This is a genomic window from Pseudomonas sp. LB3P14, assembly GCF_054898045.1.
Map to the genome: position 1 here is coordinate 688,400 of NZ_CM142714.1, position 26,209 is coordinate 714,608.

General features: G+C 58.2%; 24 protein-coding genes and 1 pseudogene. 10 read left to right on the forward strand and 15 right to left on the reverse strand.

Features of this window, described 5'->3' with window-relative positions:
* Positions 1-32 precede the first annotated feature (32 nt).
* The 3 genes from ACYZT5_RS03230 to ACYZT5_RS03240 all read right to left on the reverse strand — a co-directional run bounded on the left by ACYZT5_RS03230 (position 33) and on the right by ACYZT5_RS03240 (position 2,339).
* A complete protein-coding gene (locus ACYZT5_RS03230) occupies positions 33-1,238 on the reverse strand; it encodes an HlyD family secretion protein (RefSeq protein ID WP_462049751.1) in 1,206 nt (401 codons plus the stop codon).
* Positions 1,231-1,695 (reverse strand): MarR family winged helix-turn-helix transcriptional regulator, encoded by a 465-nt coding sequence (locus ACYZT5_RS03235; RefSeq protein ID WP_462049752.1) that lies wholly within the window; start codon positions 1,693-1,695, stop codon positions 1,231-1,233. The genes ACYZT5_RS03230 and ACYZT5_RS03235 overlap by 8 nt, the downstream gene beginning before the upstream one ends.
* Positions 1,696-1,883: 188 nt before the next feature.
* Positions 1,884-2,339, reverse strand: a complete 456-nt coding sequence (locus ACYZT5_RS03240) for a MarR family winged helix-turn-helix transcriptional regulator (protein WP_462049753.1) — start codon at positions 2,337-2,339, stop codon at positions 1,884-1,886.
* Between the two features lie 412 nt (positions 2,340-2,751).
* Here ACYZT5_RS03240 and ACYZT5_RS03245 point away from each other — a divergent pair.
* Positions 2,752-3,447, forward strand: a pseudogene (locus tag ACYZT5_RS03245) (IS110 family RNA-guided transposase); the annotation flags it as partial.
* 492 nt (positions 3,448-3,939) lie between these two features.
* Here the strand turns inward: ACYZT5_RS03245 and ACYZT5_RS03250 are convergent.
* Genes ACYZT5_RS03250 through cysQ form a run of 5 tightly spaced genes read right to left on the reverse strand, consistent with a single transcriptional unit; the run spans position 3,940 to position 8,539 of the window.
* The gene (locus ACYZT5_RS03250) at positions 3,940-4,713 is read right to left on the reverse strand and encodes an SDR family NAD(P)-dependent oxidoreductase (protein ID WP_462049754.1); all 774 of its coding nucleotides are present in this window, start codon (positions 4,711-4,713) and stop codon (positions 3,940-3,942) included.
* A 31-nt stretch (positions 4,714-4,744) separates the two neighbouring features.
* Positions 4,745-5,932, reverse strand: a complete 1,188-nt coding sequence (locus ACYZT5_RS03255) for a sulfotransferase family protein (RefSeq protein WP_462049755.1) — start codon at positions 5,930-5,932, stop codon at positions 4,745-4,747.
* Between the two features lie 32 nt (positions 5,933-5,964).
* Positions 5,965-7,203 (reverse strand): hypothetical protein, encoded by a 1,239-nt coding sequence (locus ACYZT5_RS03260; protein ID WP_462049756.1) that lies wholly within the window; start codon positions 7,201-7,203, stop codon positions 5,965-5,967.
* 23 nt (positions 7,204-7,226) lie between these two features.
* The gene (locus tag ACYZT5_RS03265) at positions 7,227-7,763 is read right to left on the reverse strand and encodes a VOC family protein (RefSeq protein ID WP_462049757.1); all 537 of its coding nucleotides are present in this window, start codon (positions 7,761-7,763) and stop codon (positions 7,227-7,229) included.
* A 2-nt stretch (positions 7,764-7,765) separates the two neighbouring features.
* Positions 7,766-8,539, reverse strand: a complete 774-nt coding sequence (cysQ, locus tag ACYZT5_RS03270; RefSeq protein WP_462049758.1) for a 3'(2'),5'-bisphosphate nucleotidase CysQ — start codon at positions 8,537-8,539, stop codon at positions 7,766-7,768.
* Between the two features lie 1,138 nt (positions 8,540-9,677).
* Here cysQ and cysD point away from each other — a divergent pair.
* From cysD to ACYZT5_RS03285, 3 genes are all read left to right on the forward strand, one after another.
* Positions 9,678-10,577: a sulfate adenylyltransferase subunit CysD gene (cysD, locus tag ACYZT5_RS03275; protein WP_462052179.1), complete on the forward strand. Its 900-nt coding sequence runs from the start codon at positions 9,678-9,680 to the stop codon at positions 10,575-10,577.
* Positions 10,577-12,487, forward strand: a complete 1,911-nt coding sequence (gene cysN, locus ACYZT5_RS03280) for a sulfate adenylyltransferase subunit CysN (RefSeq protein WP_462049759.1) — start codon at positions 10,577-10,579, stop codon at positions 12,485-12,487. The genes cysD and cysN overlap by 1 nt, the downstream gene beginning before the upstream one ends.
* A 213-nt stretch (positions 12,488-12,700) precedes the next feature.
* Positions 12,701-13,579, forward strand: coding sequence for an SDR family NAD(P)-dependent oxidoreductase (locus ACYZT5_RS03285; protein ID WP_462049760.1), 879 nt, complete (start codon positions 12,701-12,703; stop codon positions 13,577-13,579).
* Positions 13,580-13,641: 62 nt separating this feature from the next.
* Here ACYZT5_RS03285 and ACYZT5_RS03290 read toward each other — a convergent pair whose 3' ends face one another.
* The 3 genes from ACYZT5_RS03290 to ACYZT5_RS03300 form a co-directional block, all read right to left on the reverse strand.
* Positions 13,642-14,310 (reverse strand): TetR/AcrR family transcriptional regulator, encoded by a 669-nt coding sequence (locus ACYZT5_RS03290; protein WP_462049761.1) that lies wholly within the window; start codon positions 14,308-14,310, stop codon positions 13,642-13,644.
* Positions 14,311-14,399: 89 nt separating this feature from the next.
* Entirely contained in the window at positions 14,400-15,449 is a 1,050-nt protein-coding gene (locus ACYZT5_RS03295; RefSeq protein ID WP_462049762.1) for an aldo/keto reductase, read from the reverse strand.
* Complete coding sequence (locus tag ACYZT5_RS03300) at positions 15,446-16,033, reverse strand: cupin domain-containing protein (RefSeq protein WP_462049763.1); 588 nt, start codon at positions 16,031-16,033, stop codon at positions 15,446-15,448. The genes ACYZT5_RS03295 and ACYZT5_RS03300 overlap by 4 nt, the downstream gene beginning before the upstream one ends.
* 209 nt (positions 16,034-16,242) lie before the next feature.
* On the opposite strand from ACYZT5_RS03300, the gene ACYZT5_RS03305 reads away from it, so the two are divergent.
* The 6 genes from ACYZT5_RS03305 (at position 16,243) to ACYZT5_RS03330 (ending at position 22,832) form a co-directional block, all read left to right on the forward strand.
* Positions 16,243-17,451 (forward strand): cytochrome P450, encoded by a 1,209-nt coding sequence (locus ACYZT5_RS03305; RefSeq protein WP_462049764.1) that lies wholly within the window; start codon positions 16,243-16,245, stop codon positions 17,449-17,451.
* A gap of 97 nt (positions 17,452-17,548) precedes the next feature.
* Positions 17,549-18,550, forward strand: coding sequence for a flavin reductase (locus tag ACYZT5_RS03310; RefSeq protein ID WP_462049765.1), 1,002 nt, complete (start codon positions 17,549-17,551; stop codon positions 18,548-18,550).
* Between the two features lie 116 nt (positions 18,551-18,666).
* Complete coding sequence (locus ACYZT5_RS03315; RefSeq protein ID WP_462049766.1) at positions 18,667-19,863, forward strand: acyl-CoA dehydrogenase family protein; 1,197 nt, start codon at positions 18,667-18,669, stop codon at positions 19,861-19,863.
* Positions 19,864-19,933: 70 nt separating this feature from the next.
* The gene (locus ACYZT5_RS03320; RefSeq protein WP_462049767.1) at positions 19,934-21,166 is read left to right on the forward strand and encodes an acyl-CoA dehydrogenase family protein; all 1,233 of its coding nucleotides are present in this window, start codon (positions 19,934-19,936) and stop codon (positions 21,164-21,166) included.
* A gap of 62 nt (positions 21,167-21,228) precedes the next feature.
* Complete coding sequence (locus ACYZT5_RS03325) at positions 21,229-22,029, forward strand: SDR family oxidoreductase (protein ID WP_462049768.1); 801 nt, start codon at positions 21,229-21,231, stop codon at positions 22,027-22,029.
* Entirely contained in the window at positions 22,026-22,832 is an 807-nt protein-coding gene (locus tag ACYZT5_RS03330) for a sugar phosphate isomerase/epimerase family protein (RefSeq protein ID WP_462049769.1), read from the forward strand. The genes ACYZT5_RS03325 and ACYZT5_RS03330 overlap by 4 nt, the downstream gene beginning before the upstream one ends.
* 270 nt (positions 22,833-23,102) lie before the next feature.
* On the opposite strand, the gene ACYZT5_RS03335 is transcribed toward ACYZT5_RS03330, so the two are convergent.
* The 4 genes from ACYZT5_RS03335 to ACYZT5_RS03350 are packed head-to-tail and all read right to left on the reverse strand — an operon-like array spanning position 23,103 to position 26,206.
* Positions 23,103-23,522 carry a nuclear transport factor 2 family protein gene (locus tag ACYZT5_RS03335; RefSeq protein WP_462049770.1) on the reverse strand — a complete coding sequence of 140 codons (420 nt, stop codon included), beginning with the start codon at positions 23,520-23,522 and terminating at the stop codon, positions 23,103-23,105.
* Positions 23,522-24,226, reverse strand: a complete 705-nt coding sequence (locus ACYZT5_RS03340; protein WP_462049771.1) for a GntR family transcriptional regulator — start codon at positions 24,224-24,226, stop codon at positions 23,522-23,524. The genes ACYZT5_RS03335 and ACYZT5_RS03340 overlap by 1 nt, the downstream gene beginning before the upstream one ends.
* Entirely contained in the window at positions 24,210-25,361 is a 1,152-nt protein-coding gene (locus tag ACYZT5_RS03345) for an NADH:flavin oxidoreductase (RefSeq protein WP_462049772.1), read from the reverse strand. Before ACYZT5_RS03345 ends, ACYZT5_RS03340 begins: the two co-directional genes overlap by 17 nt.
* Positions 25,362-25,378: 17 nt before the next feature.
* Positions 25,379-26,206, reverse strand: coding sequence for an SDR family NAD(P)-dependent oxidoreductase (locus ACYZT5_RS03350; protein ID WP_462049773.1), 828 nt, complete (start codon positions 26,204-26,206; stop codon positions 25,379-25,381).
* Between the last annotated feature and the right edge of the window lie 3 nt (positions 26,207-26,209).

Here is a 26,209-nt window from a genome sequence, read left to right on the forward strand (position 1 = left end):
CTCGATGGGCCACCGGTTCAGTCGTTGCAGGATTACTCATGGGCGGGAGCCTTGCTCGCAAACATCCCCGAGAACATTTGCGGAAGGCCACGCGCCAAACCTGTATCGATCTGTGCTTCCACACTCATGCCGGTGCGCAGCGGCGGTTTTTCCGCTGCATCATCGATGCTGATGCGTACGGGAATCCGTTGCACGACCTTCACCCAATTGCCAGTGGTGTTCTGCGCGGGTAGCAACGAGAAACTTGAACTCGACGCCGGGCTGATGCTTTCGACTATTCCGTGCCACCGGGCGCCGGGATAACTATCGACGCTGATATCGACGGGCTGACCGGGTTTCATGTGGGTTAATTCGGTTTCCTTGGGTGAGGCCGCTACCCACAGGTGATCGGCCGAAACAAGACTGATGCCCGATTGTGGTGGTTGTAGATAGGAGCCGACTTGCAGCGAATCAACGTTGGTCACGACACCGTCAAACGAAGCCCTGACGACTGAGTTGTTCAAGTTGCGCTGCGCTTCGTCGACTGCGGCCTGGGCCTGTAGAAACGTGGACTGCTGTTCGACGAGTGTCTCGATATGCCCACCCAATTGCGCCAGCACCATTTGTGCTGTGGCCTTGGCAACGGCGATTTTTTGCCGGGTACTGTCCAGCGCGTGCTTGGCATCGTCGTAGTTGGTTTTAGACACCGCAGAAACGCTGACCAAGGTTTGCTGTCGCTGGAAGCTGGCCTGGTAGTACGCGAGGTCGATTTGTGCTTGATCGATTTCAGCCAGCGCTTGATTGTAGTTGGCTTTAAGATTGAGGATCTGATTGCGCACGTTGTCCCGTTGCGCCTTGGCACTCGCTAACGCAATCTGAAAGGGCTCCGGCTTCAGGGTGAACAGTATTTGACCTTTGACGACCCGCTGATTGTCTTTGACATCAACCGAGGCGACCAAGCCCGAGACATCGGTGGAGACGCCAACATGATCGGCTTGTATGTAGGCATTGTCGGTGGAAATGATCTGTCCGCCCGTGACATACAGGTAACCACCGACCAGAAGCACGATGGGTAATAAGGTAAAGAGTGCTGTCCGTATGAGCTGACGTTTTGGGCGGGCAGGGGGCGCGTTGCTTTGTCCTCCCTCAGTTTGTCCGAGGTTTGGTTTGCGTGCCTCGGTTGAAGAGGGGCCTTCCAGCTTTGAGGCCGAGGGCATCACAGGAACCTGAGTAGGTGACTTCAGGTATTGATCAGTCATGACCATGTTTCTCCTGGTCGATGGGAAGACTGCAGGCTTCGATCAGATTGGATCTCATCCGCTTCATCATCTGCAGCAGCAGCTGTTCCTCCTCTTCAGAGAATCCATCCGTGGCCTCCTGGCGTGTCGATTGGCCCATGTCACGCATGAGTTCCAGAAGCGGATGAGCCTGCTCCGTCAAGAAGAGCAGGGATAGGCGTCGATCCGTAGGATGACGGCGTCGTTCAAGCAGTCCGCGCTCAGCCATTTTGTCCAGCAGACGCACAAGAGTGATTGATTCCAGCTCCAATAAGTCCGCGAGCCCTTTTTGATGGATGCCCTCGTGCTTCGACAGCATGGCAAGCACTTGCCACTGCGAGCGAGTGAGGCCGACGTGCCGAGCGCGTTGCTCAAATCGCTTGCGCATCAACCGGGCGCTATCGTGCAGGGCAAAACCAAGTGTCAATATGTCAGTCATGATGAAGTCTACAGCTGAGGAGTTTGCTCATCATAGTTTGGCTTGTAATTAGCATGCTATTTAATTGTGCGAGTAGCTCTACAAAATTGGCCGTTAGCTGCCTGCCCCAAAGCAGCTATCTGTCATATTTAGCCTCAGGTCACGTATGTGAAGCGGCCAACGTTTTGAAACGGAAATGCCTCATCTATCTAAAGTGCCGTGGCCGAGTTATTGGCCTCAATCACTTTGCGCAAAATGCGCTCCAGGTTTGTCAACTCGATGGGGTCGAGTACACCGAGGAGCTCATTCATGGTGTCGGCGCTGATCTGTTTTAATCGAACTGCAAGACTTTCGCCTTTTTCCGTCAAAATCAGACGGAATTGGCGTCGGTCTGTCTCATGACGCTGGCGGGTCAGCAGATTTTTCTGATCCAGACGGTCAAGCATTCGCGTCATTGCGCCGCTGCTGAGCGATAGGTGTCGACAAAGACCTGCCGGGGTGTCGATCCCGAACTGAATGGTACTTATCAATATTTTGAACTGGGCCGCTGTGATCCCCAAGGGTTCAATGTGCTTGTTGAGAATACGATCTTTGAGCAAGGCTGCCTGTGCCAGCGGCAAGTCCAAAGGACAGTTGTGAAGGTTGTTCTGCGTGAATGGAGTCATCTGTCAATTGCTCGCAGCGAGTCAACGCAATCAGTGCACTGTGCGTTACTCCATCGGGTAATTGTCCTATCTGAAAAGATAGGCTCACCAACGAGTCCTGGCGCCCCGTCATCAGATCGCAATCACTGGACATTGACCTTCGGACATATGTCCGGGGATCAGCAGCCCCTTAATCAAGGTACTTTTCGATATGAATCAGGATAATGTTCCGATCCGCCCACCCTCCGTAAAGATGATGCTTGCAGCGCAAAGCGGAGTACCACGACATCGCTGGTGAGTGCGGCAATGGAGCTTACCCACGAGCCTCGGCGCCCGCACTCGGCAGAATATTTATTCCACTTTCGGTGGTCTCCACCCGGGTCTTTGGGTAGACCGCCAGTGCCAGGCTCAATGTTTCCAGAAAAGGTTTTTTCAACAAGGGGTTTTGGCCATGCATCGTGCGCGTCAGGGTTTTGTTAAGGCGCGTACTGCACAAGCGAGCTCAATTCGAGGTCTGCTCGGTGAGTTTGGCATTGTCATCGCGCAAGGGATCAGGCATATCGCCGAGCGCTTGCCGGGCATTCTGGAAGACGGCGAGAACGGCATACCTGGATCATTTCGGCAACTGATGCAGTGCCTGGGCGATCATTTGAAGGAGCTGGATTGGCAGGTGAGTCAACTTGAACGGGAAATTCAACAATGGCATCGCGGGAACGAGGACAGTTGCAGGCTCGCAGAAATACCGGGGTTTGGGCCAATCACTGCGAGCGCACTGGTCGCGTCGGTAGGTGATGCGAAGAGCTTCGCCAACGGTCGGCAGATGGCAGCATGGTTGGGGTTGGTACCGCGACAGCATTCGAGCGGAGGCAAGTCCACGCTATTGGGTATCAACAAGCAAGGCGATAGCTATTTGCGCACATTGTTGGTTCACGGTGCGCGAGCGGTGGTTCGTTACGCCGAAGGTAAAACTGATCCCTCAGCGGATTGGCTGAAGGGTTTGTTGGCTCGTCGCAACACGAATGTGGCAGTCATCGCACAGGCCAACAAGAATGCCCGGATTGCCTGGGCGCTGTTGCCCCACGACCGCAGATTCCGGTCTGGCTACACCCCTGCTGTCGCAGGAGCGTAACCAGACCAGTGGAGTTAAGCGATGATGCGTTAGGAGGAGTACTTCCAAGGTTGCCCAGGCAATCATGACGTGATGGCAAGACAGGTCAGACCGGGATCGGGTAACTCTGCCCTCTCACAGGCGCTTCGAGCGCGTGGTGGTGATAAGAGCCCGATCAGCGAAATCCATCAGAGACAGAGGTAGAGCCTCACAAAAAGTTCGGATGTATGGCTGCAATCTCAACCCCGTCTGTGTCGTCACGAATTGAAAGCTCGGCAAACTGGGGGGCGTCCATGTATGTGAGAGGACGGCGGCTGTGAAGCCGCCTCCTACTCGATCTCAACCCGGAGTTAATCCAACGAGCCCAGTAGTTCGGGTCATTACTCGAGTAATGCTGTGATCATGCCGAAGTCGAAAGGAGCCATATCAGCTGCAACCGACACACCGCAGGCGTTCTAGCAAAAAGCAAGGAGACGCGGCATTTCAGGTTTAGCGGGACAGACATTTTGTACGTTACGACAGTGTTCCGACTCGTCCCCCCTCCGTATAGATGATGCTGCCGGTGGTATAGCTGGAAGCATCACCCGCCAGCAGCAGAGCGGCACCCACTGCCTCGTCTGCGGCACCGATGCGTTGAATGGCATTGCGCGCCGCCAGGTTATACCCCTTGTGGTGTTCCAACTCGACACCGTCCGGGCTCATCGAACCGATACAGATAGAGTTGACTCGCCCATAGGGGGCCAGAACCTTGGCCAATTGTCGGGTCAGCATGCTCAGGCCGGCTTTCGTCGAACCATAGGCCAACGAGGGTGCGATCGGCGTAAATCCGCCACAACTCTGCACGGTAATCAGGCTGCCTTTGCCGTGTGCTTTGAAGTCTTCGTGCACCAGTTCGGCCAATCGATAAGGGGCCAACAGGTTGACGGCCAATGCGGTCTGCCAGACCTCTTCAGTATTGCCCCAGATACCGGCATCGATCTCGACGACACCAGCAGCGGCATTGTTGAAGACAATGTGTACCGGCCCGAAGGCCTTGTGGGCTTGTTCGACCAAGTGTTTCAGTTGGTCCGCCTGGCCAACATCAGTGGGTACGGCGATGGCATTGCCGCCCGCAGCATGAATTTCATCGACGATACGCGCCAGGCGTTCGGAGTTGCGCGCAGCGAGTACGACATTGGCGCCTACTTCAGCGTAAGCCTTGGCGACGTGTTCGCCGACACCAGGACCTACGCCGGTGATGATGGCTGTGCGACCGTCGAGGCGGAAGCGATCGAGTACATGGGTCATGTTTGGTCTCCTTGAAAACTGTGAGGGTCGATCAGAAGAACTGGCCACAGTCGGCGTAGTAAAGCGGCAGGCGCTCACGCACTATCTCGGCACTCAGGCCGAAGTCTTCGGGGCGGTGCTTGTGCTTGCCCAGGCGCTCAGTGGCATTGGCGGCGGACTCGCCTTCGAGCCTGCGTTGATGCTCATCGCTGAACGGCAGGTTGAAGTGTTCATGAATGCGCTTGACCACGGCATTACGGTCAGCGATCACGTCGCGGTGGGCGATGTCCAGGATTGCGCTGTTGATGGCCGGATCATTGCGACGGCTGGCGCAGGCGCGTTCTAGCGCGGTGCTCCACATGTCCAGCACTTGGCGGCCGACGTTTTTCGGGTCGAAGTCGATACCGATCACCTGGCGGAACTGGCAGATCATGCTGGCCAGCGAGGACAGGGCGAACAGTGGGTCGCGATGGGTCCAGATCAGGCCGGCATCGGGGTAGGCGCCGAGCAGCCCTTCGAGATCAAACAAATGACCTGGCGACTTCAGCGTCCAGCGCCCGCGCGGGCCTTTCCATTGCAGTTGCTGGAGCAGACGTTTGTGGGTGTTGTACTGGCCTGGTGGGCGCACATCACGCAGCCATTGCGAGTAGTCCGGTACCGACCATTCGGCGAAGAACTGGGTGGTCGCGAAATGATGGGTTAGAGCCAGGTTGCATTCGCTGGGATTGGTCGCTTCGAAATGCTGGATATCGGCAAGGGCAGGCGCGCCGGCGAGGATCTGGGCGAACTGCTGGTTAAGGATATCGATACGTGGGTCGGTGGTAAATGTTGCCGCCTCGGTGGCCGGCCACGGCATGGCGAACTCCCAGTCGCGTGGCGTGCGAGTCGCAGGGTCGAATGCGAGCAGGTCATACAAGACGGTTGTGCCAGTGCGTGGCAGGCCGACAACTACGATGGGGCGTTCGATGGTGGCAGCTGTGATTTCCGGATGGAGTCGCGCATCCTCTACCAACCTCAGGCGCGTTGTCAGGCTATGCCCCAAACGTGCCCGCGCTTGATGATTGAAGGCTGCGGGTGCCTGCATTCGATTGACCGACTCGACCAGGCGTTCCAGGCCGATGAGAAAGCTGGGGTCGTCGCCCCAGTCGATCAACCCGGTCTTGTGCTGGGCAGCGTCCAGCAGTTGTTGTACTTCAAGCCATTCACCCAGAGGGGTTGAAAGGGTATTTGACTGGGTCATCGTGATCTCCGTTCTTGTTGTTTGCACAGGCATCAGTGAGTACGCAGGCGATACTGTTCGGCGCGGGGCGCGAGTTGCCGGCGGCGACCCTGCAGGTCGACCTGCGGGCAGCCCTGCGGCAGGACGTGTTCCAGTTCGGTCAGTGGCACGCAGCGGTAATCGCGCACAAGGTTTGAAGGCTCGATGGCGCCGGCAAAACCCTGCCAGCGCAACAGAAACCAGCCCGCTTGCAGGCCGCAGGTATCGATCCAGTTGTGCACGCCGGGGTCATTTAGGGCGATCACGAAGGTGACGCTGCCGTCGGGGTTGGCTGCCTGCTGGCTGCTGTTGAGGCTGCTCTGGTGGTAGAGCGGGTCGGGCGCCACGGTCCAGGGGTCGGTAATCTGAAAACCCGAATAGCGCGCACCGCCATGGTTGATGGTGACGACCAGGGCTTGGTCATCGCTCAGAGCAAAGCGGCCACCAGCGAGGTAACCCCAACTCGCTTGTCGTCCGATTGGACCGATTAATGAGTTAGGGGTCGGATTATCGAGAAAGCCATTCTTGAAGCCGGCCCAGAAGGCGACGAAGCTCGGTAGAAAATCGGCGACCCGTGTTGCCAGTTGTGCTTCGCTAAACGGCGGCGCCAGGGGCGTGTCGTCGAGGTAATGGATCTGTAGTTCGGTGGCCTGCTGTCTCCAATCGGAAAAGCTGTCACGGGCATACAGAGTCAGACGCCCGGGGCGGGTCTGGATGTGCTGGCTGCCGCCTGGTTGCGGGCCGATGCTGATACGAAAGCGGCCATCCTCATCGCATTCGATTTCCTGGCTGGTGAGCATCCAGAGATGTTCGTCGATGCCTCCATGATCGCCAGGTTCAACTTCCAGCTTGAGGCTGAAGTTGGCCGTGCGGTTACTGGAAAAGCTTCCTTGGAGCAGGTAACGGCTATTGCCGTCCAGGGGCATTTCACGATTGACGTTGTCAGGGTTGTCCACGGCTAGCACAGCACCGGGATAGAGATGGCCGTCCCAGTAGCGGGGAGTGTTGTCGACGTTCCAGGTGATTTTCGGTCGTTGTGGATCGCTATTGGATTCGCGCATCGCCAGGGCCAGCGTCCATTGGTCCAGCGCCCGCTCCAATCCCAGGCGGCCTTCAATGCTGCTTGCCGCTGGGTCGCTGGACAACAGGCGTTCGCGCGCTCCTTCGCGGGCGCCACGCACTTCAGGGTATTCGACCAATCGCAACGCCAGCCGCTCGGTCTCCAATTGTTGCAGGGTAGCCAGTGGATTCATGACGGGTTCCTTCAATGAGCGGATCAGACGAAGAGGCTAGCCAGTGGTCGTACCGGGTCGCTGTGACCGTCCCAGTCGAAGTGAGCCTGGGAAATCCGTTGCAGCTGCTCCACGATTGCTGGCGACATATCCATTAACTCGATAAAGCCGCCGTTGTCGGCGCGGGTATCGAACAATGCGCAACGCTCACCGCCGGGCATGGAACCTTGGAAGGCGAGGTCATAACCCGCCTGGTTGAAGCGTTCGAAACCTGTGTCGTAGTCGATGCGTGGCATCACGTGGTGATAGCCAGGACCACGACTTTCGAGTACTTCGCGGAACACCGAAGGGTGATCGCCCAGAGGCTTGACCAGCTCTATGATCAGCCCTCCGCTGCAGCCGAATGCGACTTGCAGGGCAACAGGGGTGGCGACGCCGCGATGGAACTGGCCTTCGGTGAATTCCATTTCTCCGACGAAGAAGGGACCGGCACCCAGGACCTGGGTCCAGTGCTGAAGCGCGGCATCCATGTCAGTGACGACATGGCAGAGTTCGAGTATCGAGGAGTGCGGTTGCAACATGCTCAAGCCTCCGCGCCGCAGGCGACGAAAAATGGGTTGGCAAAATCGGCTTTGCCGTACGCCAGGTCATCGCCCTCCAAGGTATGCACACGACCGCCAGCGGCAGTCAACACCGCGTGGCCGGCGGCAATGTCCCACTCCATGGTGCGGCCAAGGCGGGGATAGAGGTCGGCGCTGCCATTGGCCACCAGACACAGTTTGAGAGAAGACCCCGCGCTGATTTGCGAGTTGATAAGGCGTCCGGCAAGAAAAGAATCAAGGGCTGCGGCATCGCCGTGAGAACGGCTGGCAACCACATCCAGACCTGCCGTCGGTGGCTGGCGCACGCTGATGGCACGCTTGCCGTCGGCATCTTCGACATAGGCACCCAGGTCGCGGGCGCCGGCATACAGGCGACCCAACGCCGGCGCCAGCACTACGCCGAGCAGCGGCTGACGGCCCTGGACCAGCGCAATATTGACGGTGAATTCACCGTTGCGACGAATGAACTCCTTGGTGCCATCCAGCGGATCGACTAACCAGAAATCATCTGCGACCGTCGGTATCTGTCCAGCGGCGACGGCCTCTTCGGCAACGATTGGCCATTGCGGCTTGAGCTGTTGCAACTGCGCAACGATCAGGGCTTCGGCACGTTCGTCGGCGACAGTTACCGGCGAGGCGTCGTCCTTACCACGTACATCGAAGTCACTCTGGTAAACCTCCATGATCAGCAGTCCGGCCTGGAGGGCGATTTCAACGATCGCCTCCAGCAGGCGTGCCTGTTCACTCGCATGCATGGCTTTTTTCTCCTGTTGCAAGGGCGCAGCCCTGAGGTATTGTTATTGTTGTGTTTGGACAATATGCATAATAGATGTCCAATCTGACTCAGCCGATAAATCTTTAAAAACAAGAAGCGGGGAGGCAGACATGCCAAGAGCGCGCAATCATCCCTTGCCGCAGTTGAACCAGTGTCGAGTGCATGCAGTAGAGCTGCGCCTGGCCGGGCATACCTTGAAAAGCATCTCCTCCAGTACCGGCTTGAGCGCGCCGACCATCATCTCTGCCTACAAGGCTTATCTGACTGGCGGCTGGGAAGCCGTGCCCGCCAAGCCACGAGGGCGGCAAGAAGGTGAGGGTCGAGTGCTGGAGGCGGCGCAAGAGCAGGACGTGCTGCAACTACTGACGACAACCAAGCCGGATGATCTCGACCTGCCGTTTCTGTTGTGGCAAATGGAAGCCTTGCAAGCGTTGATGTTGCAGCGTTTCAAGCTGCGTTTGCCAGCGAGAACGGCCAATAACTACTTGCTGCGTTGGGGTTTGAACGCACCCAAGCCTGCCTTGCGTATCGCTCAGGCAGGGCATTCGGTTCAGCGATGGTATGCGACGGTTTATCCTGAAGTACGTGGGCGAGCCAGGGAGCAGGGCGGCGAGATTCACTGGGTCGATGACGTCAGTCTGCGCTTGCCGGGCAGTGAGTCGCGTATTGGTTTGGTTCGTTGCGTAAGCAATCGCGGCCACCTGCGCTGGTCGGCGTATGAAGGCGCGTTGCGCGCACCGCACCTGATCGATTTTTTCAGCCGTCTGCTTCTTGAAGCCGGCACGAAGGTCATCGTGCTGTTCGAAGGCATGCACTGGCAGCGAGCAGCCACTTTCGGTGCCTGGTTGAATGAAAGGCCCAGTCAGATCCAGGCTTATCACTTACCCGATCAACAGGGAATGGCCTCGGCGGCGCGGTCCCTGGCCATGCAAATGCGCCCGGTGGTTACCCCGCTGCCCATGCGCCCGGCGGGCCATTTCCTTGCGCCGCCGCTGCCGGCAAGCGCCGATCCGATACTGAAGATGCTGCACCAGATGTTAAAACTTCAAGCAGCCGATACGACGCAGAAGGCGCCTCTCTATGGTGGAAAAAAACCACAACAACGAGAGGACAAGCCCATGGCACTTACTCACCTCCAGCGACTGGAGGCCGAGAGCATTCATGCGATGCGCGAAGTGATCGCTGAAGCGGATAACCCGGCGATGCTTTACTCCATCGGCAAGGACAGTGCAGTGATGCTGCACCTGGCCATGAAAGCTTTTTACCCGGCCAAGCCGCCATTTCCACTGCTGCACGTAGATACCACCTGGAAGTTTCGGGAGATGTATCAGTTTCGCGACCAGATCATTCGCCAGCTGGGCGTGGATTTGCTGGTGCATGTCAACCAGGACGGTCTGGACATGGGCATCAACCCTTTTACCCACGGTTCGCAAATCCATACCGATGTGATGAAGACCCAGGGCCTGAAACAGGCCCTGGACCATCATGGCTTCGACGTGGTGTTTGGTGGTGCGCGGCGCGACGAGGAGAAATCCAGGGCCAAGGAGAGGATTTTCTCATTCCGTTCGGTGCAGCATCGCTGGGACCCCAAAAGCCAGCGGCCCGAGCTCTGGCACCTGTACAACGTGCGCAAGCACAAGGGCGAATCGATCCGGGTTTTCCCACTGTCGAACTGGACTGAACTGGATATCTGGCAATACATCCACCTGGAGAATATCCCCATTGTGCCGCTGTATTTTTCTGCCCCCAGGCCCGTGGTGGAACGTGACGGCACGCTGATCATGGTCGACGACGACCGTATGCCACTGCGCCCGGGTGAAGTGCCAATGCTGCGCAAGGTTCGCTTCCGCACCCTGGGTTGCTACCCGCTGACCGGTGCCGTGGAGTCAGAGGCTGACACGCTGCCGGCGATCATTCAGGAAATGCTCCTGACCCGCACCTCCGAACGCCAGGGGCGGGTCATCGATCATGATGCCTCCGCTTCCATGGAGAAGAAGAAACAAGAGGGGTATTTCTGATGGCGCACATCTCCAGCTTGATCGCAGAAAATATCGAAGAGTACCTGCACGTCCATGAACGCAAGAGCCTGTTGCGGTTTATCACCTGTGGCAGTGTCGACGATGGCAAGAGCACGTTGATCGGACGGCTGTTGTACGAGTCGAAGATGGTGTTCGACGACCAACTGAAGGCGCTTGAGATCGATTCGAAAAAGGTCGGCACCCAGGGCGGCGAACTGGACTTCGCCCTGTTGGTCGATGGCTTGGCGGCAGAGCGCGAGCAGGGCATTACCATCGATGTCGCCTACCGCTTTTTTTCCACCGAGCGGCGCAAGTTCATCGTGGCTGATACCCCCGGCCATGAGCAGTACACTCGCAATATGATCACCGGTGCTTCTACCGCTGACGTCGCCGTGGTGATGATCGATGCGCGTCGCGGCGTACTGACTCAGAGCCGTCGGCACAGCTACCTGGTGGCCCAGGTCGGGATCCGCAAAATCGTGTTGGCAGTGAACAAGATGGACCTGATGGAGTACTCGGAAAAAATCTTCAATGACATCGTCGAAGAGTATCGAGGGTTCGCGGCGCAAATCGGAATCGAGGATGTAAAGGCGATCCCCATGTCAGCTCTGCGCGGCGAAAACATCCTGGAGCAAAGTGAACTGATGCCCTGGTACCGCGGCAGTACGCTGATGGGTTACCTGGAAACCGTTGAGATCGACGAAGAGCGCCAGCGCAAATTGTCATTTCGCATGCCGGTGCAATGGGTCAATCGGCCGAACCTGGATTTCCGTGGCTTTACCGGCACCATTGCCAGTGGCGTGATCAGCCCGGGAGACCGCATACGTGTGCAGCCCTCCGGCCGGGAAAGCCGAGTGGCGCGAATCGTTACCCTCGACGGTGATCTGGAACAGGCCGTAGCGGGGCAGTCGATCACGTTGACCTTGACCGATGAAATCGATGTCAGTCGCGGCGATGTGATCTCGGTGGCTGAAGACCCGATCAGCGTTGCCGACCAGTTTCAGGCCACCATCGTGTGGATGGACCAGCAGCCGATGCTAGCCGGGCGCTCCTATCTCTTGAAGATCGGTTGCAAGACGGTGAACGCCAGCCTGGCAATCCCCAAGTACAAGGTCAACGTCAACACTCTGGAACACCTGGCCTGTCGTCAGCTTGAGCTCAACGAAATTGGCGTGTGCAACCTGTCCACTGACGAACCGATCTGCTTTGACCCATACAAGGATAACCGCGAAACCGGCAGCTTCATTCTGATCGACCGCCTTAGCAACGCCACGGTGGGCGCCGGTTTGCTGGAGTTCTCACTGCGCCGGGCGCAGAACATCCATGTGCAGCATGTGGATGTGAGCAAGGGCGCACGTGCGGAGCAACTCGGGCAGAAGCCAGCGGTGCTTTGGTTTACCGGATTGTCCGGGGCGGGCAAGTCGGCAATCGCCAATCTTCTGGAAAAACGCCTCTACGCGCGTGGCAGGCATACCTACCTGCTTGACGGCGACAATGTGCGGCACGGGTTGAACCGCGACCTCGGATTTACCGATGCCGATCGAGTGGAGAACATCCGTCGGATCGCCGAGGTGTCCAGGTTGTTTGTCGATGCCGGGTTGATCGTGTTGACTGCGTTCATTTCGCCGTTCCGTGCCGAACGCCAGCTGGCGCGCAGCTTGTTGCAGGACGGCGAATTCATCGAGGTGTTCGTCGATACACCGCTGGCCGTTGCTGAAGAGCGCGATCCGAAGGGTCTGTACAAGAAGGCCAGGCGTGGCGAGCTGAAGAACTTCACCGGGATCGATTCACCCTATGAAGCGCCCGTCAAACCGGAATTGCGGATCGATACCACGCAATTGAGTCAGGAGGAGGCGGTGGAGTTGATGTTGATCAGCCTGGAGAGGCTGGGGATGATTCCTTCGCTCTGACCAACACAAACTCTGTAGCAGCTGCCGCCAGGCTGCGTCGAGGTCCATAGGACCTCCATCAATTTCATAGTCCTGCGCCCGCTTTGCGCACGGACACAGCCTGACGGCAGCTGCTAAGGCCGTGGTGGGCCCCTATCTAATTCGATAGGTGCCCCCAAGCCGTTCCTTTGCGCATTTTGACAACACTCACGTCATCCAAAAGTGGATCCTGCAATGAACGCAAATAAGCCGCTCGAACGTCAGCTCAAGGGGGCAAACTTTGTCTTCTTCGGCGGTTCGGCAGGGATGGGCAAGGCTGCAGCGCTGGCACTGGGCGAGCGCGGGGCTAATGTGTTGATCGTCGGCCGCGGTCATGATGCCGGCGAAGCAGCCGTAAAAGAGGTGCTCGAAGCCGGCGCGGCTTCAGCGCAGTTTCTCAGCGGTGACCTTTCCACCGTGGCCGGCATCGCTGCTGTGGCCGATGCCGTGCGGGACTGGCGGCCAAGTTTGCATGGGGTCATGCACACGGCAATGACTGCGTCGAACGAGCGACGCGATACGGTCGATGGCTTCGAGTTTTCGTTTGCCTTGCAGTACCTGGCTCGCGCGACTTTGAACCGGCTGCTGGTCGACCGGCTAGCGGCCTCTGGCGACGGCCGCATCGTGCACATTGGCGGTGACGTGCCGCCCTTCATCAAGGTCGACCTCGATGACCTGCAATTTCACCAACGAAAATGGGGGTTCATGAAGTCCCTGCTTGGCACTCACGTACTGGGCGCATTGCACATTCAGCAGGCGGCGCGGTTGTGGGCCCATATACCGGTGAGCATCGCTGTTTCCTGTGTCGGCAGCACCAACACCAAATCCATGGCCGATCCGAAGATGCCGTGGTTCATGCGCATGATGGGGCGCTTCGGTGCAAAGCCCGAAGTGTCCGCGAGCAATGCGGTGTGCTTTCTCACCAAACAAAATGCCACCAGCGCCAATGGCGCCTCGCTACGTAATCCCAAGGTCTATCAGCCGGTGCCTATCATCCGTAATCAACAGGATGCCGAACGCCTGTGGCGCATCACCGGCGAGCTGGTTGAATTGAAAGGAGTGCGTTTGCCGTAGCTAACCAGCCTGCACGCTCCTGCCGGTTGGAGCTGGCCTCTGCAGCTCACACTGACGTTGGTTCACGCACAAGCCTTGTTGCGACGAGTGGACAACCCAAGGGCACGGCAGATGGTGTCGATTTCGGCTTGGATAATGTCGGTGACGGCAATAGGGTGGTCCTCTCGGTAGTTTTCCGGCGCGTGCGAGAACAATTCCTCCATTGCCGCGCAACTGACGACTGCCTGGGCGAACGCTTCTTTCATGGACAGGTTTTCGGCGGTACCACGCTGCTCCAGGATACGTTCCGCCAGTGCATTAAGGGCTGGCATGTTCATGTCGATGCGCAGGCTGAAAAAACGGCGGTCACCGAGGTCAGCCTCCAAATTACGGACGACCAGCAGCCTTCGGTGCCGGTCCCAGAATGCGTAATTCGCCTCTACGAATGCCTGGACCCGCGTCTTCACTTGCTTGCGCGGCCAGGGCCCTTGGAGCAACGGAAGTACGCTGGCGGTGAAGTCTTCGTTGAGCGTTTCAACCAATGCGAAGATCGCGTCCTTCACATCGGTGAAGTAGACATAAAACGTTGCTGGTGAAGAGCCCGCTTCGCGTGCGATAGCATGGACCGACAACTCCAGGGGAGATTGCTGATCCAGCAATTGGCTTGTCGCTTGAAGAAGTCCTTGACGCGTCAGAGCGCCTCGCGCACCGATCTCCTGGCCTAACTTGTTCTTGCTGTTGGCAGTGCGCAATCGTGACTCCTAAATCAATGTATCAAACGCGGAATTTTCGTCGGGCCCGCGCGACGCTGTCAAGGCAGAGCCGGGCCCAATCGATACGGTCAATATGCTATGAGGGCATCGCGCATAGGCACATCGGCAAGGGCCGCATTGAACCAGTCGGGATAGGGCGCTGGGATCTTCGACACCTCGTCGAGTGTCTGGAGCTCCTGTGCACTGAGCACGACCGTGGCGGCCTTGAGGTTCTCTGCCATCATGTCCAGACGACTGATGCCAAGCAGTACCGTCGACACGCCGGGGCGACCAGCAAGCCAGGCCATGGCAATGTTGGCTGGCGAGACGCGATGTCGTTCGGCTATGTCCCTGAGGACCTCGACAATGGCATAACCCTTGTCGAGATCGATAGGCGTGAACGACATCTTCGACAGACGGCCTTCATTCCCACCTGGATTCTCCCGGGTGTACTTGCCGGACAGGAAGCCACCGGCCAGCGGGCTCCACACCATCATGCCGATGCCTGCATCCTGGTACAACGGAATAGTGCCATATTCAACGTCGCGACCAACCAAAGAGTAATAGGTCTGGCCCGTGACGAAGCGCGCCCAGCCATTCTGGCGTTGTATCTCTACCGCTTTGGCCACCATCCAGTCCGGCCAGTTGGAGTAACCAAGGTAGCGCACCTTACCGCTACGCACTGTCTGGTCCAGTGCCTCCAGCGTTTCTTCGAGTGGTGTATGCGGGTCGACGCGATGCGCTATATAAACATCGACCCAGTCGGTGCCCAGTCGTTTGAGGCTGCCATCGATGCTGGAAAGAATATGGCGCCGCGACAACCCTGAGCGGGTCAGTGCCTGACCGGTCCGCATACCGACTTTGGTTGACAGCACGATATCCTGTCTATGTGGCTTCAGAACACGACCGAGAATCTGCTCCGCTTCACCTTCACTGTAGATATCGGCCGTATCGAAAAAATTAACGCCATGGTCGATGGCAATGGCAGCGGCTTCACGTGCAGTGCTTTCGTCGAAGTGTGGCGACACGGCGGCCCAGGGAAGCGGTGTGCCAAGGTTGGCGGCACCCCAGCAGTAGCGTGACACCACCAGGCCTGAGTCCCCAAGGCGCGAGTAACCCATACGCAGTTCGGAACTCATGCCAGATCCCTCCGGGTGGTGGCGTAGGCGTGACGGCTCAGCGCCTCGGCGCCGATGACTGCCGAGAGAAGTACAGCGGGCACCTTGCCGCGGTTGACCCACCCGTGGTTCGTTCCACCTTGAATGACCGTATCAAAAGGTTTGAGCGTGACCTCGCCCTCATCGACCATCAGTGTCAGTTCACCGGACAGCAGGATCAACCAATCCTGGGTGTCGGTTCCGTGCATCCCGTAACCTTTGCTCGTGTCGAGTTCCATCGCGTTGGGGAAGGTCCTGGCGACCGGAATCGTGACACGCTCGCGTTGCTCCGGCGTCATCGCTTCCAGTTCGGAGATGGGGGGAATGTGCATGATGATAAAGGCGGCCCCGCTGCCGGGCGGCAGGATGGCTATCTCGCCGCGCTCCTCTGGCGGGCGCATATCCGTATTGTCCGCGGGGGTCTCGGTGTTACCCCAGATATAGGTAACACCTTGTCCTGGCCAGCCGTCCCATGGCAGCGCCATTGCAGGGCCGTCGGAGACGATGACCGACCGGCCCACTTGATTTTGTCCAGTGACAACTCTGCGAATGATGGGTTCTAGCATGATCTCTCCTCTTTGCTTCCGCAGGGGCGCGGTGCGCATTTGGGCGATGCTAAGTGGCCTAGTGACGAATAGTCAATAGTTCGATCGCCCTCAATGTGACGGACAGTCAATAGGTTGTGGTTTTGGTATTGACTGTTCGTCAACTATGCTGTTGACTGTTCGTCAATCGGCAGTTTTACTCCTGTCACCGCGATCAAGAGGCTCAACACATGCAGCAAGTTCAGATCCCCTCTCACGTCCCAGTCGAGCTGGTGTGTGATTACCCATTCCGCCTTGGCGCCACCTGCGACGAAAACCCATTCGAGACGCTGGTGCCGAACGTTCATGAAGGCCCTGCTGCGTTTTATGCGCCGATGCTGTATCCCGGTTTCAGCCCTGCCTGGGTGTTTCGGCGAGCCAAGGATCTGGTGGCGATCTACCAGGACTCGGAACACTTCACCAGCAAAGGCTACTCACCCTTCGCGATGGTCGTCGGGGATTCGTGGAGCATGTTGCCGACGGAGAGCGATCCGCCGGAACATACGGCCTATCGCATGCTACTCAACCCGCTATTCCTTCCAAAGAAACTGCAGGAAATCGACGACCACGTGCGAGAGACTGCGCGTGGCTACATTGCCGCATTCAAAGACCGAGGCGAATGCGAGATCAATGCTGATTTCGCCTTTCGCTTCCCCATTGCGGTGTTTCTTGAGTTGATGGATCTTCCTCTCGACCGCATTGACGATCTCCTCGCGTGGGAGATGAAACTGCTGCATTCAACGCGTGGAATGGAAGAAATCGCCGAGGGCGTGCTTTCGGTCAAAGCGTTTTTGCAGGGGGTCATCGAGGAGCGTCGCCTCAATCCTGGCACGGACTTCATCTCGTACTGCACAACGGCCGAAATCCAGGGCCGCAAGCTGACAGAAGACGAATTATTCGGCTTTTGCTTCAACCTCTATATCGGCGGGCTCGACACGGTGTCGACGCACATGGCGCTGTTCTTTCGGCACCTCGCCGAACACCCGGACCATCAAGAAATGCTCCGAAAGGATCCGTCGCTGATTCCCGCAGCCATCGAGGAGTTGCTCCGCGCGTATTCGGCTGTCACGACGTTTCGCACCTGTGTAAAGCCCATCGAGATCGCTGGGGTGCAGTTAATGCCAGGTGACAAGGTGGCCATGTCGACGACGCTTGCCAATCGAGATCCCGAGGCCTTCGAAAGTCCGAATGAAGTGCGGCTCGATCGTAATCCTCGGCAACTCGCCTTCGCGACAGGCCCGCATCGCTGTGTCGGTGCACCGCTGGCACGCCGCGAGTTGGTGATAGCCCTGGAAGAGTTCCTGGCGGCGGTTCCGACCTTTCGGATCAAGGATAACTTCAAAATACGAACCAATATCGGCCTGATGATCCAGCCAGAGAGCGTGCCGCTGGTCTGGTAAGCCGTGTGTCTCCAATACCTGTACCACCTCGTGCAATGCGATATCGGCTCGAACGCGAGTAGGGCCACTGCGTGCGCGACACCAGGAGAAAAGCAGCATGACCGAACAAAGTCCATTTGAGACACGAGAGTTTCGTAATGCGTTGGGTAGTTTTGCCACTGGCGTAACGATCATCACTGCGCGCGGAGCGGATGGCGAGCCTGTGGGCGTGACTGCCAGCAGTTTCAATTCTGTGTCCCTGTCCCCGCCGTTGGTGTTGTGGAGTCTATCCAAGAGTGCCCGCAGCTTCGAAGCTTTCGATACCGCGAGTCATTGGGCCGTTCACGTGCTCGCGGCCGATCAGGATGCCCTTTCGAATCGCTTCGCCAAGACGGGTGAGGACAAATTCCTCAGTCTTGAAACTGATACCGGTGCGGGTGATGTCCCGCTGCTAAGAGGTTGCACGAGCAGCTTCCAGTGCAAGACCACATTCAAGTATGAGGGCGGCGACCACCTCATCTTCGTGGGTGAAGTGGTGGCCTATGCGAGCAACGAGAAACCGCCGCTTGTGTTCCATGGCGGTAAGTATGCCCTGGCGGCTCGCATGACTGCTCCAGCAGCATTGTCCAGCAAGGCTGGGCAGGTATCGCACGATTCGAGTACCGCCGATGGCAACGACCTTCTCGGGTACCTGTTGTGGCGCGCCAATACGCATTTCCGTGAAGAGATTGCCGTACAGATGCGCGAGGAGTCCCTGGATGACGATGGCTTCATGGCGCTGGCGCGGCTGCAGAGTCGCGACTGCAGCCAAGCGCAGCTATGTGCCGAGATGCGGTGGTCGGGACCGACCGAGGTTCAGACCAGATTAGCCGCATTGTTCCGCCGCGGGCTGCTTAAAGATATCGACGGGAGGTTGTCGGTGACGGATGCCGGTCGTGCGTGTTTCCTGCGGGTCGACGCTGCATCCAGGGCGATCGAGACTGACCTGCTTGAGCGCATGAGCGAGGGTGAAGCGCTTGCGTTCAAACACATGCTCCGTCGCTTCATCGTGGATACCGACGGCGGGTTGCCGCACCCATGGGAAGAGGTAAGGGTTGATGGCGCAGCAGCCGGCCATTGAAGTCATTACGACCATCAGGAATACGAAGAGTACGACACTGAAAAAACAAAGGTTCGGAGACAGTTTGAACTGATCTTCTACCGTTCATTGACCAACGAGCAAAGGATACCCATTTCATGTCCATGACAAATCCGCGCGTTGAGAACGCGCTTGAAAATAACATTCTGAGCGTTCGACCCAGTGTCGACGAATTGCTCGAGCGTGCTGTTGCGATGGTTCCCGTACTGCGGGAACGAGGTGCCGAAATCGACGCAGCGCGAAAAGTCTCCGAAGAAACCGTCGCCGATTTTGTCAGAGCGGGATTCCATCTTATTGGTAAACCGATTCGATTTGGCGGCTATGGATATGGCCAGGATGTTATCGCCAAAGTCAGCATGGCCCTGAGCAGAGGCTGCGGCGCTTCGGGCTGGGTGGGTTGCTTCCTGGCAAATCACAACATGCTCATCGGGATGTTCCCTGAAAAGACGCAACAGGAAGTCTGGGGCGAGGGCAGGGACTCATTAATATCCACTGTGTCCACGGGCGGTGTCGCCACGTTTGAAGATGTGGATGGAGGCTTGCGCGTCAGCGGGGAGATCAAATTTTCAAGCGGTGTGGATCATGCCAATTGGTTGATCATGATCCACCCCAAAGGACTGCTCCTGTTTCCCAAGCAAGATTTCAACATCAAGGACGATTGGTTCGTGATGGGCATGAAGGGAACCGGCAGTAAGTCGGTGATCCTGGATAACGCCTTTGTTCCCAGCCATCGAATGGTTTCTCCTGAAGCTCTGGGGGCCTGCGAAAACTACGGCACTGCTCACTACGAAGCCATTCACTACGGCATGCCATTTGCTGTCTGGACGTCAACCAGCCACACGTCGGTCATTCTCGGCATGACGCGCGGCGTTCTGGACCTCTTCGACAATCAAATCCGTAATCGCAAAGATTCACATACGGGGCAGCCGGCGATCGAACGCCCAGGTTGGCAGTTCCGTTTCGCAGAGGCCGCCGCAGAAGTTGACGCCGCAGAGTTGGTGTTCGAAGGGGTTTTCCGCGACATGGCTAAGTGGCATACCGCTGGCGCGCCGGTTTCTGTAGAAGAGCGCGCACGGGTAAGACGCAACATCGTCTACACCACCAAGCTTTGCGTACAAGCGGTTGAGCGACTGTTTGACGGCGGTGACGCCAGCGCCGTTTACGAGAAAAGCCCGATACAGCGCTTCTATCGAGACATTCGCACGGCGGGTATCAGCATCTCGCAAGTGTGGGACGAGCCAGCATTGCAATACGCGCGGGTGCACTGGGGTTTGCCGCAGCAGACGATGTTCTGAGCCTTGCCCCACGTTTCCTAATTTCATCCAGCGACCTGCGGCCGCCTTGCGCCGTGGGAGGGAGACTTATATGAGTACGACAAGCAATCTGAAACTCAAGGAAGGCATCTTGAGCGGATTCAACGACAACATCGCCGATGAGATGGTCGGGCGGGCGCGCGAGATCGCCAAGAAGATCCGGGCCGACATCAAGCAATCGGAAACCGATCGCCGCATGTCTGATGAAAACTTCAAGCTGCTGAGCGATGCCGGCCTGCTCGATCTGATCTGCCCCACACGTGATGGCGGCTACGGCACCTCGTTCACGACATTCGCCCGCTGCGTTCTTGAAATCGCCAAGGCATCCGGCTCGGCCGGTTGGCTCTACGCGCTGCAAGGCACGGGCAGTTGGAGCGCCACCATGTTCCCGAAGAAGCTCCATGACGAGTTCTTCGCGGGCCCCAACATGTCTCGCCAAGCCGGCTCCGTGGCGCTCAACGGCACCATCAAGAAGGTCGATGGCGGCTATCTGCTGAACGGACGCTGGCCTTACTGCACCGGCGCCTGGCACTCCAATTTTGGCGGCGGCGGCGTCTGGCTACTAAATGAAGACGGCAGCCGCGAACCCGGCGGTATGGTCATCACCCGCATGGAGAACCTCACGCGTGTCGACGACTGGTACCCCACGGGAATGCGCGGCACGGGCTCCATCTCGCTGGAGGCAAAAGACGTGCTCATCCCCGAGCATCATCTGCTACCGAACGGCAAGAACATGGGCAAGGCCGATCAGCAGGGCTCTGACCCGTCTGACTTCTGGGATTTCCGCAATGCACTTGTCACTCAGAACGCCCAAGCCTCCATCGGTGCCGCCGAGGGTGCACTGGAATCGATCCATAAGAGCCTGACCGGCAAGCGTTGCCTGCCCTTCACTGTGTTCGAGCCCGAGAACGCACAAATCCGCATGGGCGACTCAGACATCGTGCAGCACCAGTACGGCCGCTCTGTTGCGCTGGTGCACAGCGCCCGCCTGATCCTGATGCGCGGGGTGGGCGAGCTGGATGAGTTTGCACTGCGCCGCGAGGCTATGCCGCTCGACCGGCAAGCGCTGCTGCGCGCCGAGCAAAGCCTGATCAACGAGATGGTGCGCGAGGCGATCGACAAGCTCGTCACCGTGATGGGCAACAGCGCATTGAGCGCCGGCACCGACGTGGAGACTGCCTGGCGTGACATCGGCGTGATCACACGGCACGCCAACGTATCGACCAACATCGGCTTCCAAGCACTTGGCAAGATCGAATTGGCTGCGGCTGCCACCGTATCGTGAGTGTCGCACCAAGCCATTGACGCAGACAGAGCTGACATTTGACCAACAGTTTGGAGACTGAAATGATTTTGAATGACAAAGTGGTGATGGTTTCGGGTATCGGCGCTGGCCTGGGCTCGAAGATTGCGATCAATGCCGCGCGCCATGGTGCCAAGGTAGTGGGTATCTCCTGCCGCACACCGGCTGTGCTCGATGATGTGGAAGGGCAAATCCTGGATGTGGCGCCCAACTGCAAGGTCGTCAAGGTCAAGGCAGATTTGACCTCGGAAGCCGATGGCCAGGCGTTTGTCGCAGCGGTTCTGGCGGTAGGTGGGCGCATTGATGCTCTGATCAACAGCGGCCGCTACTCCGGTGACAAACAGAAATCCTGGGATGACAACGTGCTGACTACCGACTTCAGCGACTGGGTTCCGCAGTTTGAGGTCAACTGCATCGGTTTCCTCAAAATGTCACGCTCGGTAGTACCGCAAATGCGCAAGCAGGGTGGTGGCTCGATCGTCATGGTCAATACCAATGCGGCAAGAGCGGGCGGCCCGGGCACCGTTCACGGTTATGCGGCATCCAAGGCTGCACTGATGAACGCTTCGCAGGCGTTGGCAAGAGTGGTCGGGCCGGACAATATCCGAGTCAATTCGATCTTCCCGAGCTGGATGTGGAATCAGCCGGTGATTGATTCCATCAAATCTCACCCGGAAATGGGGTCGCTGGAAGACGTATACAAGCACGTCGCCCAAGGGACCGCACTGAAGCGTGTGATGACCGACGATGAAGTATCGTTGGCCGCATTGATGCTTGCGTCGGACTATTCGGCGTCGATGACAGGGGCCATGCTTGATACCAACGGTGGGGAGTGGATGCCATGAGTCATTTGCTGTCCCTGCATCACGTAACGGTGATGGATGTCGGACCGGCTGAACTGGTGTCCATCGCCGCTCAGGTCGGTTGCCAGCATGTGTGTTTCTTTACCCATGTTGCTCCGGAGGCGCAGCAGCTGTTCCCTTGCGTATGGGATGAGAAAACGCTGGCGGAAGTAGCACTGCGTTGCGCCGATACCGGCGTCTCGGCCAATAGCCTGGAATACTTCGATGTCTATCCAGAGGTCAATCTGGACATCTATCGGAAGGGGCTTGAGATCGGCGCTCGATTGGGTGCTCGGTGTGCGACCACTCATGTCAAGGATACTGACCCGCAGCGCGCCATCGACAACTTTGCGCGGTTTTGCGATATCGCAGCTGAGTTTGATATTTCGGCGGCCATTGAATTCACCACGCTCGCCGGTCCCGACACGATTGGCGCAGCACGGGCGATTATTGCCGGTGCCGGCAGGTCAAATGGCGGGATTGCATTGGATACGCTGCATCTATTCCGCAGTGGCGGAACGGTTGGCGACGTAGCGGGGCTCGATCCGCGGCTCATCAAGTCGGTGCAACTTAGTGATGGTCCAATGCACCTGAAGAGCCCTGGCGATTATCTAGGTGAAACGCTTTTTGAACGTCAGATTCCGGGGGGAGGTGAGTTTCCACTGCGCGATCTCAGAGCTTATATTCCGTCCGGAATGGTTGTCGATGTCGAAGTTCCGCTGCAATCGCACCGTGAGCGGGGAGTCAGTGCACTTGAGCGCGCGCGACTCGCAGTGAACGGTGCGCGCAGTGTACTGGCCATGTAGTCAAGCTGCAGACGAGTGATCCAAGCGTGGGTGCAGAGGCCGGAAACTCTGGCCCACGGTTGGAAAACCCGTGAGACGTGATACTCATAATGTCGAGAGGGTGTCCCCCTTCAAAAATAGTTGATCGTGCCAAAATAACTCCGTAACTCCGCGCATCGCTCAACCCGTTGACGGGTACGGTTGGGTTGTGTAATGGCAGTCAACACGCAACCCTTGGCCTTAGTCGTCATCAGACGATCACACCTACGCAGACGTACGGTTGTGGTCTGTTCAGGAAACCCGCACCGAGGTAAAGCGTCGACACCGGATCTTCCAGTCCCCTTGGATCTTCACCAACTCGTCGTCGTAGTAACCGATGCCCTGGTGAAACGAACCCTCCGCTTGCTTCGGACTAAGGATGGCGTCCACGTAGGTGCGCGCGGTAGCGGCACCAGCAATGGCGGTAACCACAATATTGCTCATGCGGTGCAGCGTCGGCCCTACCGACTCGTGCATTTGCTGCATGGCCTCAGTGATTTCCTCGCAGCTGTTCCAGCTGCCGAATGCTTTGTAGTCGCCACGAAAATCGGCAGTAAAACAGCTGCGGAATAACGTCCAATCGCGGGTGTCGATGGCGGTGCCGTAGCGCACGATTATAGCTGCGATGTTGCGTTCGTCTTCCAGGCTCAGCGCGTCAATGGTTTGCGTCACTATTTCGTCTCCTCGTTGTGGGTTTTTTCGCGTAGTGCCTTGGCGACTGCCACCAGCACCCCGCTGGTCTCCTCGTACAGAGCAATGGCCGCCAGCGCGTCGCCTCGTTCCAGTACCGTCAGTATTTCGCGATGCTGCGCCAGGCCTTCGGCCGACATAAGCTCGGGTGCGCATAGCTGCACGAAGCGCTGGATCAGCGGCAGCCGATCGACCGCGACCCTTACCAGCTCGCGGTTGCCGGACGCCTCCATCAGCACGCGATGAAAGGCGTGTGCGGCTGGCAGGATGGCGGAACTGTCGCCGCGCTCGAGGGCGATGGCGTGATCAGCGCAGGCGCAACGCAGCTGTCCCAGCTCTGCCGATCCGATGCGCGGTGCGCCCCAGGCATAGCCCAGTGCCCATAATCGGCTCTGCACTTCAAACAGCTCGACCATTGCATTGAGATCGATCGGCGTCACCCGCTTGAGACGGTTCGGCTCGATCTCTATCAGGCCTTCCCCCGCCAACTGCACCAGCGCTTCACGTACCGGTGTCGCGCTGAGGCCGAGCTGCGCCGCCAGCTCTACATCCTTCAACAGAGTTCCGGGCTTGAGCTCGCCGGAAACGATCGCGGCACGTAGCCGATTGACCACCCCCTCGCGCAAGGTTGCGGGCTGTTGCAGGGTGGCAATCGCCAGTCCAGCCGAATCAGTAGAGGTTGCCATAATGCTCCATTCCAAAGGGCTTGAAGGCCTCGTTCGCGCGAGCCTTCAGTGCCCATTGCGGATCGATCAGCAGCGATCGTCCGACCCCCATCAGGTCGAATTCGCCACGATGGAAATGCTCCAGAACCTCATCGAGATTGTTCATCGCCACAGTATCCTCGGCGAAGGAGCTTTGCAGGTCTTTAGACAGTCCAACCCCACCCACCGCCATCGACGGCTTGCCGCTGAGCTTGCGGGTCCAGCCCGCCAATGTCATCTGCGAGCCGGCGAACGCCGCCCTGGAATAGATGCGCGTCGAGGTGTCAAACAGATCGACCCCGGCGTCCACCAATGGGCGCAGGAACATTTCCAGTTCTTGTGGTGTGCGCGCCAGTTGCGCGTCGTAGTCGTGCTGTTTCCATTGCGACCAGCGCAGCACGATGGGCAGTTCAGGGCCGATGGCTTGGCGGATCGCATTGATCACTTCGGTGGCGAAGCGGGTTCGACTGACCAGATCGCCTCCCCAGCGATCGTCTCGTTGGTTGGTTTGGGACCAAAAGAAGGTGTCTATCAGATAGCCGTGGGCGCCATGAATGGCGATGCCGTCGAAGCCCGCGGCCTTGGCGTTGGCGGCGCTACGCGCGTAGGCTGCGATAACGTCGGCGATCTCGGACTCGCTCATCGGCGCAGTCCGTGGCAACTGCTTTTCCAGGTATGTCGGAGGTAGCATTGCCTTGTCTGGCGATCCCCACAAGCCAGATGGGCGGGAGGAGGGTGCCTTGGGGTGCGGGCCGGTGTCGTTCAGGCGCATCACGCCCATGTGCCAGAGTTGAGGAATAATCAGACCGCCGGCCCCATGCACCTCATCCACCACCGTCTTCCAGCCGGCGAGCGCAGCCTCGCCATACATCACTGGTACGTTTTCCTCACCCATCGGCCCGTGGCCGAGTGCAGAGGGGTGGTCGATACCCGTACCCTCGGTCACGATCAGGCCGACCCCTGCCTCGGCGCGGCGGCGATAGTAATCCGCCACATCCTGGCCGGGTACGCCGTGTGGAGAGTGGCAACGTGTCATCGGCGACATAACGATGCGGCTGCGCAGCGTTTTGGAACCGAGCGAAAAGGGCGTGAACAGTGGTTCGATGGAGTAGGTCATTGCATCACTCTTTGGGTTTACTTGTGGTCACCAAAAAACATCTTCGACGCTTCGCGCATCATCTCGACGCGCACACGGCGGGCCTTTTCGATTTGGCCGGCCTGCGGCGCATCAGGGCCGAACGCGAACACATGCGTCGGTCCGTCCGGCAGTCTTGCCAGCAGCGTTTGCACCACATCCTCTGCCTCGAACAAACCGGGAACCGAGAGGTTGTGTTTGGCTAGAACGTGTTGCAACGATGGCGTGTTCATCGCCGGGCTCACGCTGCTCAGCACGTCGATGCCGAAATCACCCAGTTCGACCCACAGCGATTCAGCCAGATTCAGATCGAACGCCTTGGTTCCGCTGTACACCGCTACACCAGGCGCGCCGCCGAGCGCGGTACCGGACGACATCAGCAGGATGCCGCCGCGCCGGCGCTCGCGCATCGGGCCAGCGAAGCCATAGACGGTCTCGGTTACCACTAACACGTTGCGGGTAATCAACTTACGCCAGGCATCGAGGGGCGCATCGAGAAACGGCAAACCGTTGGTATCGGCACCAGCGTTGGAAATGAATAACCCCACTTCCAGCCCCGCTGCGGCCTCGAGTACCCGCTGGCCGGCGTCGGGCTGGTAAAGATCAATGGTGGCAGTACGCGTCTCGATGTCGTGAGCCTGCTCTAGCTCTGCGGCCAGATCAGCCAGTGGATCGGGTCGGCGAGCGATCAACACCAGATTCAGTCCCAAACTGGCGAGCTGACGAGCAAAGGCGGCACCGGTTCCGTCGGAAGCTCCGGTGATAACGGCCCACGGGCCGTATTTCGTGCGAAACACCGCAGGTTTGAAAGTCGTTACCATGGTCATTCC

Excerpts from the sequence above, each read along its gene's own strand:
- ACYZT5_RS03230 (WP_462049751.1), bottom strand. The coding sequence starts at position 1,238 with ATGACTGATCAATACCTGAAGTCACCTACTCAGGTTCCTGTGATGCCC.
- ACYZT5_RS03235 (WP_462049752.1), bottom strand. The coding sequence starts at position 1,695 with ATGACTGACATATTGACACTTGGTTTTGCCCTGCACGATAGCGCCCGG.
- ACYZT5_RS03240 (WP_462049753.1), bottom strand. The coding sequence starts at position 2,339 with ATGACTCCATTCACGCAGAACAACCTTCACAACTGTCCTTTGGACTTG.
- ACYZT5_RS03250 (WP_462049754.1), bottom strand. The coding sequence starts at position 4,713 with ATGACCCATGTACTCGATCGCTTCCGCCTCGACGGTCGCACAGCCATC.
- ACYZT5_RS03255 (WP_462049755.1), bottom strand. The coding sequence starts at position 5,932 with ATGACCCAGTCAAATACCCTTTCAACCCCTCTGGGTGAATGGCTTGAA.
- ACYZT5_RS03260 (WP_462049756.1), bottom strand. The coding sequence starts at position 7,203 with ATGAATCCACTGGCTACCCTGCAACAATTGGAGACCGAGCGGCTGGCG.
- ACYZT5_RS03265 (WP_462049757.1), bottom strand. The coding sequence starts at position 7,763 with ATGTTGCAACCGCACTCCTCGATACTCGAACTCTGCCATGTCGTCACT.
- cysQ (WP_462049758.1), bottom strand. The coding sequence starts at position 8,539 with ATGCATGCGAGTGAACAGGCACGCCTGCTGGAGGCGATCGTTGAAATC.
- cysD (WP_462052179.1), top strand. The coding sequence starts at position 9,678 with ATGGCACTTACTCACCTCCAGCGACTGGAGGCCGAGAGCATTCATGCG.
- cysN (WP_462049759.1), top strand. The coding sequence starts at position 10,577 with ATGGCGCACATCTCCAGCTTGATCGCAGAAAATATCGAAGAGTACCTG.
- ACYZT5_RS03285 (WP_462049760.1), top strand. The coding sequence starts at position 12,701 with ATGAACGCAAATAAGCCGCTCGAACGTCAGCTCAAGGGGGCAAACTTT.
- ACYZT5_RS03295 (WP_462049762.1), bottom strand. The coding sequence starts at position 15,449 with ATGAGTTCCGAACTGCGTATGGGTTACTCGCGCCTTGGGGACTCAGGC.
- ACYZT5_RS03300 (WP_462049763.1), bottom strand. The coding sequence starts at position 16,033 with ATGCTAGAACCCATCATTCGCAGAGTTGTCACTGGACAAAATCAAGTG.
- ACYZT5_RS03305 (WP_462049764.1), top strand. The coding sequence starts at position 16,243 with ATGCAGCAAGTTCAGATCCCCTCTCACGTCCCAGTCGAGCTGGTGTGT.
- ACYZT5_RS03310 (WP_462049765.1), top strand. The coding sequence starts at position 17,549 with ATGACCGAACAAAGTCCATTTGAGACACGAGAGTTTCGTAATGCGTTG.
- ACYZT5_RS03315 (WP_462049766.1), top strand. The coding sequence starts at position 18,667 with ATGTCCATGACAAATCCGCGCGTTGAGAACGCGCTTGAAAATAACATT.
- ACYZT5_RS03320 (WP_462049767.1), top strand. The coding sequence starts at position 19,934 with ATGAGTACGACAAGCAATCTGAAACTCAAGGAAGGCATCTTGAGCGGA.
- ACYZT5_RS03325 (WP_462049768.1), top strand. The coding sequence starts at position 21,229 with ATGATTTTGAATGACAAAGTGGTGATGGTTTCGGGTATCGGCGCTGGC.
- ACYZT5_RS03330 (WP_462049769.1), top strand. The coding sequence starts at position 22,026 with ATGAGTCATTTGCTGTCCCTGCATCACGTAACGGTGATGGATGTCGGA.
- ACYZT5_RS03340 (WP_462049771.1), bottom strand. The coding sequence starts at position 24,226 with ATGGCAACCTCTACTGATTCGGCTGGACTGGCGATTGCCACCCTGCAA.
- ACYZT5_RS03345 (WP_462049772.1), bottom strand. The coding sequence starts at position 25,361 with ATGACCTACTCCATCGAACCACTGTTCACGCCCTTTTCGCTCGGTTCC.
- ACYZT5_RS03350 (WP_462049773.1), bottom strand. The coding sequence starts at position 26,206 with ATGACCATGGTAACGACTTTCAAACCTGCGGTGTTTCGCACGAAATAC.